The organism is Photorhabdus heterorhabditis, from assembly GCF_001280945.1.
In the GTDB taxonomy this organism is placed as follows: Bacteria; Pseudomonadota; Gammaproteobacteria; order Enterobacterales; family Enterobacteriaceae; genus Photorhabdus; species Photorhabdus heterorhabditis.
The window spans coordinates 75,667-93,894 of the sequence record NZ_LJCS01000006.1; the positions used below are offsets into that span (position 1 = coordinate 75,667).

Annotated in this window: 2 protein-coding genes; both read left to right on the forward strand. The window is 49.5% G+C overall.

What is annotated here, in order from left to right; all coding sequences use genetic code 11:
* The first annotated feature begins 151 nt into the window (after positions 1-151).
* Positions 152-11,029 carry a phototemtide A non-ribosomal peptide synthetase PttB gene (gene pttB / locus AM629_RS04090; protein WP_054476385.1) on the forward strand — a complete coding sequence of 3,626 codons (10,878 nt, stop codon included), beginning with the start codon at positions 152-154 and terminating at the stop codon, positions 11,027-11,029.
* On the forward strand, positions 11,011-18,165 hold the full coding sequence (gene pttC, locus AM629_RS04095) for a phototemtide A non-ribosomal peptide synthetase PttC (protein WP_152911967.1): 7,155 nt from the start codon (positions 11,011-11,013) through the stop codon (positions 18,163-18,165). Before pttB ends, pttC begins: the two co-directional genes overlap by 19 nt.
* Positions 18,166-18,228: the final 63 nt, after the last annotated feature.

The following is an 18,228-nucleotide window of genomic DNA, read 5'->3' on the forward strand; positions in this document are numbered from 1 at the left end:
ATGCCTCGCGACGGCAAGGGAGCGAATCCCCGGGAGCATAGAGAACTATGTCGTAGAGAACTATGTGACCAGGGTGAGTGAGTGCAGCCAATAAAGAAGCAACTTGAAAGATAACAGATATATAACATTTGTAGCGAAGGAAGAACTATATATGAATAAGGATGGCTATTATAATTTAACATCTGCGCAGTTCGGAATTTGGTCGTTCAACGAAATTATAGAAAATAAGTCAATAAATAATATAAGCGAATATTTTATAATTGATGGTAATATAAATGTTGAATATTTTTCTGAGGCGGTTAGAAAAACAGTAGAAGAAGCTGAGGCTTTACACTCTCGTTTTTATAAATTTGATAATTGTATCAAACAGAATTTTTTCCCTATAAATAACTATGAACCAAAAATTATTGATTACAGCGATTTTCGAGAGGAAATTGCCCTCCAGAAAGCTAAAGATTTCTTACTGGTAACAACGGAGCAACCTTTTGATATTTGTGAAGAGCTTCCATTCGGAATATTACTAATAAAAATAGCAGAAAATAAATTTTTGTATTTCCACTGTTATCATCATATAGTTATGGATGGTCTGGGAGCATCACTCATCATTCAACGTGTCATAAGTTTATATAACGCTTATTTTATTGAGGGTTCTCCTCCTCCTTCCCCATTCGGTAAGTTTAAGGAACTTATTGATGGTGATATTGATTATCGTAATTCTTCCAGATTTATTTGTGACCGCGATTACTGGTTAAATCTATTTGCTGATATTCCTGCCCCTGCTAGCCTGGCGAATCGAATAGCTCCTCCTTTAAAAACTATAATACGTCATCGTGTGAGTTTGGGTTATGAATTAACTGACCTACTGCATAAAAAATCAAAAGAAATGAATTGCACATTACCTAACTTGCTTATTGCTATAACTTGCGTTTACTTGCATCGCATGACGGGACTTTCTGAAGTCATCGTCGGCTTACCAGTAACAGGCAGGCTTGGAAGGAAAGAACGTATTATACCAGGATTGATGGCAAATATACTTCCAATGCGATTGACACTATCGCCAGATTTGAACTTGAAGATGGTTTTAGCCAGAACAGCAAAACAAGTCATGACGGTCTTGCGTCATCAAAAATATAGATATGAAGATCTGTGTCGTGATTTAAAAATAACTAATAGTGGTGAATCATTATATCGAATAAGTATAAACGTTGAAAGTTTTGATAATGGTGGGTATTTTCATCAAAGTAAAATACTACCTTGCAATATTGCAAATGGACCTGTTTCTGATCTCAATATTTTTTTCTTTGATTATAATAAAGAAGTTCCTCTGACCCTTGGATTTGATGCAAATAGTGAGTTGTATTCTCCAGAACAGTTGTCTGAACATGCCTCTCGGATGTTGAAAATTTTTTATGATTTGTTAACAAATCAAGATGCTATCATTGGTTCGTTGTTATTGCTAAATGATAATGAATATAGAAATTTAGAGATTATTAATAATAAAACTCTGGCATCAATCCCTTCGTTAACACTTATTGATTGTTTTGAAGATCAGGTAAGAAAATTTCCAAATAAATCAGCGTTATATTTTGGTGACATTTCTTTAACTTACGCTCAACTCAATGAAAAATCAAATAAGCTAGGTCATTATTTATTAAGTCAACATTTTCTCCCTAATGACACCATAGCGTTACTATTACCTCGGACCGTTGATTTAATTGTAGCATTGTTAGCTATATCGAAGATAGGTGCAACATATATACCGTTAGATCCTGATTATCCTGAAGAACGTTTGAAATATATTATTGAAACGGCAAAGCCGAAACTTGTATTGACGTCAATTAATGTTAATTTTAATTTTTGTTTAGATGCTCTTCAGATACAATTAGATGATATCAATATCTCCTTATTAGTTGACTCTCAATCAATTCACAACCCTATTAGAGTAGTCACTACGGCTAATCAAGCTGCGTATATCTTGTTTACATCAGGATCGACGGGGAATCCTAAGGGAGTCGTGATTACACACCATTCGCTTATTAATTTCCTTTACGCAATGCAAATGTCACTGCAAATAAAACCGGGCAACCGAATACTCGCTGTTACAACGATTGGTTTTGATATCGCAGGTTTGGAAATATTTTTACCATTAGTTAATGGAGCTTCAATAACGTTAGCGTCTCGTGACACTGCACGAGATCCTAATCTACTGGCATCGGAAATCGTCCGAAATAAAATAACTCATTTGCAAGGCACGCCAGCTTTGTGGCAAGGATTGGTTGAGTATCAGCCGAACTCATTGAGTAACCTCACCGCAATCGTTGGTGGTGATTCGTTGCCTACAAATCTAGCTGAACGTATGGTGTCTCTAGCACATAGAGTCATTCAAGTTTATGGTCCTACTGAAACCACCATTTGGTCTACTTTACATGAATTGACGGCAAAGTCTGTGCAGCCAAATTCTATTGGTTTACCAATACTAAATACGCAGATCTATATCCTTGATACGGCTCTTCAGCCTGTGCCTGTAGGATATCCTGGAGAATTATATATAGCTGGTGATGGATTGGCTCTCGGCTATTTAGACCTCCCTACTATGACCAGCGAGCGATTTGTCGCAAATCCCTTTGGAACCGCAGGGCAGCGTATGTATCGTACCGGCGATCTGGCTTGCTGGGGAACTGACATGAATGTCAATTTCTTGGGGCGTGTCGATAATCAAGTAAAAATTCGTGGTTATCGAATTGAGTTGGGAGAAATTGAAAATACCTTCCTGAAATCACCACTAATAAAGAATGCGTTAGTCATTGCGTACGGAAAAGAAAGTGTCAGCAACAAATATTTGGTGGCCTATGTTGTTTTACGTAAACCCAATTCTTGCTCGTCGGAAGAATTAAATGAATGGCTGGAAAAACATCTGCCTGACTATATGCTGCCGGCAGTTATTATGATATTGGATAGTTTTCCACTGATGCCGAATGGTAAAATAGATCGCCACGCCTTGCCAGCACCAATATTCAAGTCAGATGAGCGAGTTTTACCGGAATCATCCCAGGAAAAAATCTTATGCAAAATCTTTGAGGAGGTTTTGGGATTTGAGTCGATAGGTATTAATGATAGCTTCTTCAAGCTTGGTGGAAATTCTTTACTGGCAATCCAGTTACTTACTCATTTACGCACTCAGTTAGATATTGAATTACCGCTAAAAGCTATTTTTGAATCTCCAACGGTTAAAGCGCTTTCCAGGGTTATAGCTGACACAGACAAAAAATATTCTCTACGAGAAAAACTGACTCCCCAGCCGCGACCAAATATCTTGCCAATGTCATTTGCCCAGCAACGTCTGTGGTTACAGGAACAGATTAATGAGAGCAGTGCATATAATATGCCTATGGCATTACGCATCTATGGTGAATTGGATACCTTCGCACTTTCAGCAGCGCTGTCTGATGTCGTGAAACGACACGAAAGTTTGCGTACTTATCTGACCTTACAGGATGATATACCATGCCAATATATTGTATCGACCGAAGAAATCTCGTTCTCATTGCATGTTCACGAGTTGGATGAGTCTCAAATTACAAAAGAGTTAACTCAGCAGGCTGGTTATATCTTCAGGCTTGATAAAGAATTGCCTATTAAAGCTTGGTTGTATCGGATAAAACCCGAGCAGCATATATTCTTGCTATTAATCCATCACACGGCGGGAGATGGTGGCTCTATCTCACCCCTACTACATGATTTAGGCCATTACTATCAGGCGCACTTGAAAGGAGAAAATTCTTCACTGCCGCCTTTGCCAGTGCAATATGCAGATTACACATTATGGCAACATATATTACTCTCTGATGAGCAAAAATCGGTAGGTTTGTATGCGAAACAAATACATTACTGGTGTAACCAGCTAGCGTTATTACCAGAAGAAGTAACAATAGCTAGTGTGCAACCTAGGCCCACGAAGCCAAGTAGCAAAGGTGATTGCTATAAATTCTCAGTTCCTCTGGATATATATCAGGGTCTAAAACGCTTGGCTTTACAAGAGGAAGCCAGTCTGTTCATGGTTCTAAAAACGGCTCTTGCTGTGCTGCTTCATCAAATGGGGGCCGGTGATGATATATCGGTAGGCACTCCCGTTTTGGGTCGTACAGATGTAGCTCAAATGCCATTAATTGGCCTTTTTTCCAATACATTGGTATTACGTACCAACCTTTCTGGTAATCCTGATTTTGTCTCCCTGATAGCACAGGTTCGTAAAACAGTACTTGATGCTTATATGCATCAGGATTTGCCTTTTGAGCAAGTTGTCGAGCTTTTAACCCCACATCGTTCCGCGTCCAAGCACCCATTATTTCAAGTCATGATGGTACTGGAAGAGGAATTTTCGTTGGGTAATGTCTTGTTGCCGTTACGTATTGAGCAACAGGAGGTATTAACTAAAACGGCAAAGTTCGATCTCCTGTTTGTTTTCAAAGAGGATGTACAACAAGGTCTGTTAAGAGGACATATTGAATTTGCGACGGACCTTTACGATGCGCAAACCGTTGCGGGATTTGTAGACCGCTTATTCAGTGTATTGAACATTATGGCAAACAGGCCCACTGAAAAAATTAGTGAAATTTGCCTATTAAATACGTTTGAACGTCAACAACTGCTCAAAACTTGGAATAATACGCTCGTAGAATTGCCGAACTTGTCGTTGGGTGTGCTGTTTGAACAGCAGGTTGCCCGTTCACCAAACGCTATCGCTGTTAGCGAAGGCAGCAAAACGTTAACCTATGCCCAGTTGAACAGCGCGGCCAATCGCCTTGCACACCGGTTACGCGAACTCACCGGGGAGGAAGTGTTTTGCGTCGGGTTGCTCATGGCGCATTCGATCGATCAGGTCATTGCCACGTTGGCGGTGATCAAGGCTGGTGCGGCCTATCTGCCATTGCGCGCCAGCGATCCTCTGGAACGGCAGCAAATGATGCTGGATGACGCAGGTGCAGCGGTATTGATTACCGATGTCGATCACCCCCTGCCAACGGTGCGCTTTGTGATACGCAACGTGGCCGATTCTGCTGGGAAACGCTGGACAAAAATCAACCCGGCAACCAACGCCGGACCTTCCAGTCTTGCTTACATTATGTATACCTCCGGGTCGACCGGTAAACCTAAAGGCATTGCGGTAAACCAGGAAAGCGTTATAGCGCTAGCCTGTGATCGCCGCTGGTTGCCAGAAGATCATCAGCGTGTGCTGCTGCATTCCCCTGTTGCGTTTGACGCCTCGACTTACGAGTTTTGGGTGCCACTATTGTGTGGTGGGCAATTAGTGGTGGTGCCAAAAGGTGAGCTGGATATCGATGTGCTGGCGCAGACCATCGTCAATGAAAAAATAACCGCCTTGTGGCTAACGGTTGGCCTGTTACGGCTGATGGTGGAAAACCATGCCTCTTCCCTAGCCAATGTGCGCCTGTTACTCGCCGGTGGTGATGTATTGCCAAAATCCGCTATCGAAACCGTTATGCGGCGCTGTCCTGGGCTGGTAATGATGAACGGTTACGGGCCAACCGAAACCACCACCTTTGCAACAACCTATGCTATGCATAGCGTACCGGACAGTGCTTCGGTGCCTATTGGTACGCCGTTGGACAGTATGCAAGTGTATGTGCTTGATACCTACCTGCAACCTGTGCCTGTCGGCGTTTCTGGCGAGTTGTATATCGCCGGTACTGGGCTTGCACGCGGCTACCTTAACCAGCCTGGCCTGACGGCATCACATTTTATCGCCAATCCTTTCGGCAGCAGTGGCGATCGCATGTACCGTTCTGGCGACTGGGTTCGTTGGCGGCAGGAGGGGGTTCTAGAGTACCTAAACCGTGGCGATCAACAGGTCAAAATACGCGGTTTCCGCATTGAGCTGGCGGAGATAGAGGCGGCATTGCTGGAGCAGGAAGGTGTTGCTCAGGCACTCGTGTGCATTTTCGAACCGCAAAAAGGAAATAAACAGCTGGCCGCGTATGTCATTGCCGAAAAAACCGGACAGTGTGAACCAACATTGTTGCGACAAACATTGAGCGCCCGGTTGCCAGACTTTATGGTACCGGCAGTCGTGAGCGTAGTAGAGAGATTCCCGCTGACTGCCAACGGGAAAGTCGATATGAGTGTGTTACCCGTTCCAGAATTCAACATTGGTCACGGGCGAACCGCACGCAATGAGCAGGAAAGCAAACTGTGCCACTTGTTTGCCGAGGTCCTCGGTTTGTCCCAGGTTGGCATCGACGATAATTTCTTCGATCTGGGGGGGCATTCCCTGTTGGCATCACGTCTTGTTAGCCGTATTCGCAAAGTGTTAAAGGTGAACCCCAGCATCCGCGATCTGTTTGAAGCACCAACGGTAGCGCAGTTTGTGCAGCGTCTGGGGCAAGGGAGCACACTGCGCCCAGCGTTGCAGGTGAAACCAAGGCCAGAACGCCTGCCGTTGTCTGCGGCCCAGCGCCGGCTATGGATGGTTGACCGCATTGAAGGGGGGAAATTTCTCTATAACATGCCGTTGACGCTGGAGTTGCAGGGGGAATTGAGCGTTCCTGCTATGGCAGCAGCGTTGAATGATGTGGTGGCGCGCCATGAAAGCCTGCGTACACGCTTTCAGGAGCAGTCGGATGGTAACGTTTATCAACAGATTGCCTGCGGGGAAGACGCACGGTGCGAACTGACGCTGCACCGCGCCTTTGCTAAGAATTTAGATGAAGAGGTGCTGGCAGCATCAGAATATATCTTTGATTTAGCAAATGAAAACCCCTGCCGGGCCTGGCTGTTCCATGTTGAACCGAATCATCATGTGCTTTTATTCCTGATGCACCATATCGCCAGTGATGGGGCATCACTGGCTCCTCTACTGCGCGATCTGGCGCGGGCGTATCATGCTCGGTTGCAGGGGCAAGCGCCGAACTGGGCGCCACTACAGGTACAGTATGCCGATTACACCCTGTGGCAACACGAACTGCTGGGCGATTCCCGTGATACGGGCAGCCTGCAAAGCCACCAGTTGGCGTATTGGTGCGAAGTGCTGCATGGACTGCCGGAAGAGTTGCAGTTGCCAACCGATAGGCCACGGCCACAAAGCTCAAGCTATCAAGGCGGGCAATGGCATTTTGACGTTGATCCAGCGGTCTATGCACGTTTACTTGAGGTAGCAAGGCAGCAAAATGCGAGCCTGTTTATGGTGTTGCAGGCGGCCTTGGCGGTGTTGCTGAGCCGGTTAGGTGCTGGTCATGACATTCCACTGGGTGTGTCTATTGCTGGCCGTACCGATGAAGCGCTAGAACCTCTAATCGGCTTTTTCACCAATACATTGGTGTTGCGCACTGATGTTTCTGGGAATCCAACCTTTGATCAATTGCTGGCGCGCGTGCGCGATAGCGCATTGCAGGCGTATGAACATCAGGATCTGTCGTTTGAAAACTTGGTGGAAACGCTGAACCCAGAACGTTCCCTGGCGCGCCATCCGCTGTTCCAGGTCATGTTGGTATTGCAAAACAACGCCCGTGGCGAGGTCCATTTTGATGGACTGAATACCCGCGTTGGCACACCGCTGCTACCGGTGGCGAAGTTTGATTTGACCTTCAACTTTGAAGAAACGCCAACCTCATTAAACGGCATCGTTGAATATGCTACCGACTTGTTTGACGGCAAAACCGCTGAGCGCCTGGCAGGCTATTTTGCTAATATTTTGGCGGCCATCAGTCGAAATACATGCTGCAATATCAATGAATTAGAGATATTTGGCGCGTGTGAACGCCAGCAGATTGTCAACGAATGGAATAACACCGCCCGGCAATTGCCGGCCAAGACGTTTGCCGAACAATTCGAAACCCTTGCCAAAGCAACACCGGATGCACCTGCTTTGCTGGGGGAAAGTGAACGGCTGACCTATAGCCAGTTGGATCAACGGGCTAACCGGTTGGCGAATCTGATGATGGAAAGGGGTGTTGGCACAGAAAACATCATTGCTATCGCACTACCGCACTCAGTTAATCTGATTGTCGCGCTGATTGCTACGCTGAAAACCGGCGCTGCATATTTACCGCTTGATCCTGATTATCCTCAGGAACGCCTGAATTATATGTTGGAACACTCTCAGCCCGAGCTGGTCATCACGGATTCTGCGTTCGTGCAAAAACTGGGGGCGCAGTATTCCCGCTTGCAGATTGACCAACCGGCGCTGCATACGCAATTGGCCCGGCAGCAAGCAGAAAGCATCACTTTGCCAAGGAAGTTGAGTATCAATAATGCGGCTTACATTATCTATACCTCTGGTTCTACCGGTTTGCCGAAAGGTGTTCTGGTGACGCATCGGGGTATCGGTAACTTGGTTGCCAGCATGGTCGAGCGATTACATGTCATGCCGCAAAGCCGTGTGTTGCAGTTTGCTTCACCGAGCTTCGATGCCTCGTTCTGGGATATCAGTATGGGGCTGTTAAGTGGCGCGGCGCTGGTCGTTGCAGGCCGTGATACATTGTCGCCGGGGGAGCCACTGTATGAACTGATGTTGGCCCAGGGCGTGACGCACGCCACGTTGCCGCCGGTGGGATTGGCGGTTATGCCGCGTAAGCCATTGCCTGCGTTGGAAACGTTGGTGGTGGCGGGCGAAGCCTGCCAGCCGGAGCTGATCGACTATTGGGGCCAGGGGCGCCGGATAATCAATGCCTACGGGCCAAGTGAATCCACGGTCTGCGCCACTATGAGCCAACCGTTGATGGCCGGAAAAGCGCCGCCTATCGGTACGCCGATCGTTAACATGCAGGTCTATGTCTTGGATGAGCGTTTGCAACCGGTCGCGCCAGGGGTAAAAGGCGAGCTATATATCGCAGGTGAAAGCTTGGCCCGTGGCTACGTACGGCGCCCGGATTTAACGGCGGAACGCTTTGTGGCGAACCCGTTTGGCGCGGCAGGTAGCCGAATGTATCGCACCGGAGATGTCGCCTATTGGCAAACCAACGGTGAGCTAATGTTTACTGGGCGTGTGGATCATCAGGTCAAGATCAGGGGCTTCCGTATTGAACTGGGTGAAATTGAATCCCTGCTGCTGAAGTGTCCTCAACTGAGCCAAGCCACGGTGATCGTGCGTGAAGATAAGCCGGGGCTTTGCCAACTAGTTGCTTACGCTGTGGCGAATGAAGGGGATGTTAATACCGCAGAACTACGCGAATATCTGCGTAGCCACCTGCCGGAATATATGGTACCCGTGGCTATCGTCATGCTGCCGGCAATTCCGGTTACGCCGAATGGTAAAGTCGATCGACGCGCATTGCCGCAGCCTGATTTCCATCAGCCTCATCACCGTGGCCCGCGCAATACGCAAGAGCAACTGCTTTGCGCGCTCTTTGCCGATTTATTGGGTCTGGAACAGATTGATATTGACAGTAGCTTCTTCGAAATGGGGGGCGATAGTATTACTGCGATACAGCTGGTTGCGCGTGCGCGCCAGGCTGGTTGGATATTCACACCACGCCAGGTCTTTGAGCATAAAACCGTTGCTTCCCTAGCCAGAAAAATGCAGGCGAACATTTCCACGGTTGCTGAAACGTGGGTTGGCGCGGTAGGTGAATTACCCGCTACGCCAATTATCCATTGGTTGATGGAAAACCCCGGCAACATCAACGGATTCAGCCAGGCAACGTTGCTGCAAACGCCGAAACATCTGGATGAGAAACAACTCAGGCAGATGCTGATCCTGTTATTAGAGCAGCACGATGCCCTGCGTCTGGTGGCGAATCGCGCCACAAGCGGTGATGTCCTGCTGACCATTCCGCCAATGACGGCAGACATCGTGGATGGCGCATTGAGCATTGTGGATTGCCAGGCGTTCACGCGGGTGGAACTACAACGCTGCATCAAGGCAGAAAGTCAACGCGCAAAACAGCGCCTCGATCCGGCGGTGGGCAAAATGCTACAGGCGGTTTGGTTCCGTGCATCCGCCGGACAGCTGGGCCGGCTAATGTTAGTGCTTCACCACTTGGTGGTGGACGGTGTCTCTTGGCGTATTTTAGCGCCGGATTTGCAAAACATTTGGGCAGCCCTGAGCGCGGGGAAAGCGCAGGATACGTTGCCGGTTGGTACCTCTTTCCGTGCGTGGGCGTATCAATTGCAGCAAGAGGCCAATGTGCGGCGTAACGAACTGAATCACTGGCTAACGGTGCTGGAGAAGCCGGATACGTTGCTGACTTCCCGCCAGCTAGACGGGGTGCAAGACACCGTTGCGGGCAGCGATTCATTGCGGCTTGAGTTACCGGCGGCATTTACCCAACCGTTGTTGGGGACGATACCGGCGCTCTTTCATGCCGGTATCAACGACGTACTGCTCTGTGCCTTTGCTCTGGCCGTTAATGACTGGCGGCAAACTTCACAGACGGATGTCCTACTGGATCTTGAGGGGCACGGGCGTGAAGAACTTCCCGGTACGGAGCTGTCACGCACCGTCGGCTGGTTCACCAGCATGTATCCTGTGCGGCTCGAACCGGGCGTTACGCAGATGGCAGACCCTTATTCATTAGGTCATGCGCTAAAACGCATCAAAGAGCAGCTACGCCAAGTGCCTGCGAACGGCCTTGGATATGGGTTGCTACGCTATCTGAATTCGCAAACACGGCCAATCTTGTCACAGCAGCAGCAGGCTCAGATTGGCTTCAACTATCTGGGCCGCATGGCTGCGGGTGGCGATCGTGACTGGCAGGTGGCCGCAGAGGCGAATCTGCTGGATACAACGGCTGATGACAATTTTGCGCTCCCTCATGCGCTTTCACTCAATGCGTTGGTAGAAGAGCGATCGGAAGGGCCGGTTCTGGTTTCCAACTGGTCATGGGCCAGAGCGCTGCACACGGAAGAGAGCATTAGTGTGTTGGGTAACCACTGGTTCCGTTGGCTAAAAGCAATGTCGCAGCTTTCTACGGTGCCTGACGTGGGGGGATTCACACCATCGGACATCACGATGCTATCGCTTAAACAGAATAGCTTGGAAAAACTTCAAGCCAAGTGGAAGAAGAAGAAATAAATATGGAAATTAAAGAGATACTCCCGTTATCGCCATTACAAAAAGGTCTGTTGTTCCATATGTTGTACGATACTCAAGGCAGTGATGCGTATCAGGTACAACAGGTTTTCCAGCTTACTGGCGTTTTAGATAGCCAAAAGCTGAAACAGGCTGTCACAACCTTACTGCAACGTCACCCGCACCTGTGCGCGGGGTTTGAGTACGAAGACGTAGAAACGCCGGTACAACTGATCTTGGCGGGGCTACCGTTGCCGTGGCGTGAGGTGGATGTGAGCCATCTATCACCAGGGCAGCAACAGCCAGCATTCGCCGCGCTGTTACAGACCGATTATGATGAGCGCTTTGATCCGCACGATCCGCCGTTGCTGCGATTCACCCTAGTCAAACTGGCGGCACAGCAGCATTATCTGGTCTTTACCAACCATCACCTGTTGCTGGATGGCTGGTCAATCCCTATCCTACTGCAAGAGTTATGCACTCTGTATCTGGGTGATGTGCAAGGCAGCACCTTGCCGCCGATTACTCCTTATCGCAACTATCTGCAATGGATTGCGGAGCGTGATGTTGATGAAATGCGCGCCGTATGGCGCGAAACGCTCAGTGGCCTGGCGGCGCCAACTTGCCTGGCAAAAGGGCGCACCACGGAAAATCTGCAACCGAATCTGTTGTATAAGCATCTGGATGCGGCATACACGCAGCGACTGAACTTACGCGCCAAACAGCTTGGCGTGACGGTAAATACACTGATCCAGGCCGCATGGGGTGTGCTGCTGGGGGGGATGACGGGGTGCAGTGATGTGGTGTTCGGCGTTACGGTTTCTGGCCGATCAGGTGAGTTGTACGGCGTGGAAAGCATTGTTGGGTTGCTAATCAATACCGTGCCATTACGCCTGACGTTCAGCCTGGCGGAGACGTTTACTACGCTTTTACAACGCCTACAGTCAGAGCAAACCCGGCTGCTTGATTACCAATATCTTGACCTGACGACCATCCAGGCGGATGCCGGTTACGGCGAGCTGTTTGATACCTTGATGGTGTTCGAGAACTACCCGCTCATGGAAGGCAGTAGTGAGCAATCTGATACCGCGCTGAACATCTCGCTAACGGTACACCATGGTGGGGATGCTTCACATTACCCGCTTGGGTTGGTGGCGGTTCCGGGTGAAATGCTAGCCCTGCGTTTCAGCTCATTGCCAGACCTGTTTGACGATCAAACGGTGGCAAACCTGGCCGAGCGCTTCATGCTGATACTGCATGCCATCATTGACGATCCGCAGACAATTATTGGTAGCGTACCGTTGCTGCTGGCGCAAGAAGTTCAGGCCATGGTTCAACCTTACCCTGTGCTGGCATCATTGCCAGCCGATACGCTCCATGGAATGTTTGAAAAACGCGCGAGCGAGACGCCGGATGCGATTGCGCTGAGCCTAGGCAACGATCGCCTGAGCTATGGCGAACTTAATCAGCGGGCCAATCAGTTGGCTCGTTATCTGGTGAACCGCGGCATTGGCACTGAGGATGTCGTGGCATTGGCGTTGCCACGTTCGATGGAGACACTGATTGCGCTGTTAGCCGTATTAAAAGCCGGCGCTGCATATCTACCGCTGGATCTCCATAACCCTGCCGAACGGCTTGGTTTTATCGTGTCTGATGCTAAACCGACGCTGATTATCACCAACGCAGAAAATGCCGGCATGTTAAACGGCTCCACGCCTGATTTGGTAGTTGATATGCCTGAATATCAGCAGCGTCTGGCGCCGTTCAGCAAACGGGATCTTCAACCCGATGAACTTTTACGTCCGGTTAGTACGGCAAGCTTGGCCTACATCATTTACACCTCTGGCTCTACGGGGAACCCGAAAGGGGTGCTGATCCCGCATGAAAACGTGTTACGGCTCTTTACAGCAACGCAATCGTGGTTCGATTTTGGCCGTAATGACGTTTGGACCTTGTTCCATTCGTATGCTTTTGATTTTTCAGTGTGGGAAATTTGGGGGCCATTGTTATATGGTGGCCGGCTGGTCATTGTACCGTTTATGGTGAGCCGCGATCCTCAAGCATTCCTCAAACTACTGAGCGAAGAGAAAGTCACGGTATTAAACCAGACGCCCTCTGCCTTCTATCAATTGATAGAAGCGGATCAAAACGATCGCGAGAAGAAATATCCACTGGCGCTGCGCAAAGTGGTATTCGGTGGGGAAGCGCTGGATCTTAGCCAGCTTGAACGTTGGTACCAACGCCACGATTCGGCAGCGCCTGAATTAATCAACATGTATGGCATTACCGAAACAACCGTGCACGTCAGCTATCAGGCGCTGACCCCGACAATGATGCGCAGCCAATCCGGTAGCCCGATTGGCGTTGGGATCGCCGATCTGCATATCTATGTGTTGGATAACGCTTTACGCCACGTTCCTACAGGTGTTGAAGGGGAAATGTACATTGCTGGCGCCGGGCTGGCGCGCGGCTACTTGAACCGCGCGGGGTTAAGTGCTGAGCGCTTTGTCGCCGACCCGTATGGTGAACCGGGTTCCCGTATGTACCGTTCGGGCGATTTGGCCTTTAGATCGCCCGAAGGCGGGCTGATTTATATAGGCCGAGCCGATCAGCAGGTGAAACTACGTGGTTTCCGCATTGAGTTGGGGGAAATTGAAGCGGCTCTGGCGGATGACCCGCAGGTCACCCAAGCCGTGGTGCTGATGCGTAAAGATCAGCCTGGCAATCCACAATTGGTGGGGTATATCACCAGTGACAGTGACGTCGCTATTGACACGGTGGCACTGCACCACCGCGTGGCGGTAAAACTCCCTGACTATATGGTACCTGCGGCCATCCTTCAAATTGAGCGTTTCCCTTTGACGGTCAATGGGAAACTGGATAGACGCGCATTACCGGCGCCAGATTTCAACCATGGCGGCAGACGGCGCCAGCCGCGCACGGCACAGGAAGAAATTCTGGTAGGGTTGTTTGCTGAGGTACTGGGGCTGGAAACGGTAGGCATGGACGACAACTTCTTTGCGTTGGGCGGCCACTCGCTGTTAGTGATGCGCCTGATTAGCCGCGTATCTAGCGCATTAGCCATTGAGTTGCCGATCCGCACATTGTTTGATTACCCAACCGTGGCGCAGTTTGCCGAGCAGTTGGCGATAAAGGGCACTCAACGCCGTGAAACGCTCACGTACCAGGCTCGTGAGGAATATTTACCCCTTTCCTTTGCCCAGCAGCGAATGTGGTTGTTGGATAACATTGGCAACGATCATGCCGCGTATAATATGCCGCTTGCTCTGAAACTGAATGGGCCGCTCAATGATGAAGCATTGCGTCAGGCACTGGGCGATCTGGTACAGCGCCATGAGATTCTGCGCACACTATATCCTCTGCATCTTGATCAGCCTTATCAGCATATTCTAGCGCCTGATAGTGTGGCACCGTCTTTGATCATCGACAATGTGACGCCGGAGGAGCTGTCGGAAAGCATCGACAAGGCCGCCGCTTGGCAGTTCGATCTGGTAAATGATTTGCCGCTGCGTGGGTGGCTGTTCCACTTACCGGACCAGAACGAACATGTGTTGCTGCTGGTCGTTCACCACATTGCCTGTGACGGCGGTTCGTTAGGGCCAATGCTGCACGATCTGTCTTTGGCCTATCAGGCGCGTTACGAGGGTCAGGAAGCGAAGTGGGCGCCACTAGCCGTGCAATACGCTGACTACGCGCTATGGCAGCGTCAACTATTGGGGGATGTGCAGGATGCCTCCACACGCGGCGCACAGCAAATTGAATTCTGGCGTAGTGCGCTGGCAGGATCGCCTCAGGAAACTTGTCTACCTACCGATCGCCTGCGTCCATCTGTACCGAGCCAACAAGGCGCCCGGGTCAGCTATGCGATTGACCAAGCGCTTTATGGCCGCCTGAAAAAACTGGCGCGTGATGAGGGCGTAACGCCATTTATGTTGCTACAAACCGGGGTCGCCGTCATGCTTAGTCGGATGGGGGCTGGTGATGATATTACATTGGGTACAGGCGTTGCTGGGCGGGCCGACGAGGCCATGGCCAATTTGATTGGTTTCTTTGTCAATACGCTGGTGCTGAGAGTAAATTGCGCGGGTAACCCTGAATTTAATCAGTTGCTTGCCAGTGTGCGTGAGTTCATGCTTTCTGCCTATGCAAATCAGGATGTGCCTTTTGACAGAGTGGTAGAAGCGCTTAACCCTGAGCGTTCTGCCTCACGACATCCGCTGTTCCAGGTAATGTTGGTATTGCAAAATAACGGCGACAACATCCGACAATTTGCCAATTTGCAGGCAAAGCCGCAGCCGGTTGGTTTTGTCCCTGCCAAATTTGATCTGACGTTCAATTTTGATGAAGTCTATAGTGATGATGGTGAGGTGTGTGCACTCAATGCCCAGATTGAGTATGCCGTCGATCTGTTTGATCGCGATACGGTGGCGGCGCTTGCGCAATATCTTGTTCGATTGCTGTCGTTCATTGCAGAAGAACCAGACACACCCGTGGCGAATATTCCACTGTTAACAGCCGAGCAGCAATGCAAAATGGTAACTGAGTGGAATGCCACGGAACAGAAAGTGCCGATGGTGTCGCTGGCCAGCCTATTTGAAAAACAGGTGGCGGCGGCACCAGAGCACATTGCTCTGAGTTGTGGCGATAAGCAACTTACCTATGCACAACTGAACGCGCGCGCCAATGATTTGGCACAACGCTTGCAACAGCTTGGGGTGAAAGCGGAACATGGTGTTGCATTGCTGATGGAACGCTCGCCGTCGCTTGCGATCGCCATATTGGCGGTAATTAAGGCTGGAGGGTTCTATGTGCCGTTGCGTACTAGCGATCCATTGGAACGCTGGCAGCATATAGTGGATGAAGTCGGGGCGCAGGTTGCGTTGGTGGATGATGCACATAGCCACGTGGTTTTGCCGGCCAGTTTACAGGTGGAAACTGTAGGCAATGCCAGCACCCAGAACAATGTTGCGTGGGCCAGCGAGCCGGTAAGCGCCCAGAATCTGGCCTACGTGATGTTTACCTCAGGCTCTACGGGGCAGCCCAAAGGGATCGCCACCACACAAGATAATGTCATTACTCTGACTCTCGATCGGCGCTGGCGCAGCGAGCATCACCAGCGCGTTCTGTTGCATTCCCCCTACGCATTTGATGCCTCAACCTATGAGCTGTGGGCCACTCTGATTAATGGTCATCAGGTCGTCATCGTACCGGGTGACGATCTCGATCTGGATCTGTTGACATCGACCATCGTTGAACAACAGGTAACCGCTGCATTTCTGACATCCGGGTTATTCAGGCTGATTGCGGAAGAACATCCGCAATGTCTGGGTTCTTTGCAGAAAGTATTCACCGGTGGTGAAAAGATATCCGCCAGTGCGGTGCAGACAGTGCGGGAACATTGGCCCAATCTTGAATTGATGAATATCTATGGCCCAACGGAAACCACCACCTACGCTACGGATTATCCCATTGCGAAAACAGATGCCCCTTATCTGGACGTTCCTATTGGTGCTGCGTTGGATAACACTAGTCTTTATGTATTAGATGAATTTTTACAGCCGGTGCCGGTTGGTGCGCTAGGGGAACTATACATTGCTGGCCGCGGCTTGGCGCGTGGCTATCTGAAGCGTCCCGGGCAAAGTGCGGCACATTTTATCGCCGATCCCTTCGGGCCTGCGGGCAGCCGCATGTACCGCACTGGGGATGTGGTGAAATGGCGGCGTGATGGCGTGCTCAACTTTGTTGGCCGTCGTGATCAGCAGGTGAAAATTCGTGGTTTCCGTATTGAACCGGGGGAAATCGAAGTCGTGTTGAAGCAGCACACCGGCGTGCAGCAAGCGGTGGTCATTCCGCGTGAGGATCATTCGGGCAATAAACAATTGGTTGCCTATGTGGTGCCTTTTGTAAGCTACGAAGATTTACCGGTGTTGCTGCAACAGCATACGCGTGAACATTTACCTGATTTTATGGTGCCTGCCGTGGTCATGTTGTTGGCAGAACTGCCATTAAACGCCAACGGCAAGTTGGATGTTGCCGCGTTGCCACACCCAAACTTCGGTTCGCGGCAAGGCCGCCAACCACAGACTGAAAGCGAGAAATGGCTTTATGCGCAGTTCTGTGAGCTATTGAGTATTGGACACCTCAGCATTGATGACAACTTCTTCGCACTGGGAGGGCATTCACTGCTGGCGGCACGGCTGATTGTGCGTATCGAAAAAGAATTGGATGAGAAGCTAACTATTCGTGACCTGTTTGAATCGCCCACCGTTGCACTGCTGGCACGGCGTCTTGAAAGCAACTCGCGTGGCAATATTCTGGACGTCATGCTGCCATTGCAGCCAGCTGGCGAAAAAACGCCTCTGTTCTGTTTACACCCTGGGGGAGGATTGAGTTGGTCTTATGCGGGGCTGATCCCGTATCTTGGCGAGCAGCAGCCTCTTTATGGCATTCAGGCACGCAGGTTGAGTACCGGCCTTGTACCACCATCAATTTATGACATGGCGAAAAATTATCTGGCAGAGATTTATAAGATCCAGCCAGAGGGGCCTTATTCATTGCTGGGCTGGTCTTTCGGTTGCCATCTCGCGCATGAAATAGCCACCTTGTTGCAAAAGGATAATAAAGTGGTCAATGTCTTGATCTTTATGGATGGTTATCCATTGTGGAAGACTTACAGAGACATGGTACGCACTGATCGGGAAAGCCTGCGTGCAATGTTTGAGGCATTTACCGGTTCGGCACCTGAAAACGAGCAGCAGCTTAGCGTGGTTGGCTTGAAAAAACGGCTGTCTGAGCTCGAGCATCCATTAGCAAACCTTGATCAGAATATTTTCGAACGTATTCTTGCCGAGTTCCGAGATGCACCGCATTTGCTCAGCGAGTTTTCACCTAGCCGGTTCCAAGGTGACCTCATATTCTTTAGGGCACTACAAGGCCATAGTGAAGCCGATAATGTTAATTACGATCCGCACTTATGGGGGGAGTATGTTGAAGGAAACATCATTTTGCATGATATTAATTGTTCCCACGATAGTATGTTAAGTGAAGGCCCGCTTAAAGAGATTGGGCCAATACTTCAACAACGATTCGGTATTCTTACAGACAGCGGTGTTGAGTAAGGTTTTTCGACAAAGAGTAACATTACATATAACTCTGTAGACATATTGTATATTGTCATCATG

What these genes read in the sequence shown, in the direction of transcription:
- pttB (WP_054476385.1), top strand. Translation starts at nt 152, where the DNA reads ATGAATAAGGATGGCTATTATAATTTAACATCTGCGCAGTTCGGAATT.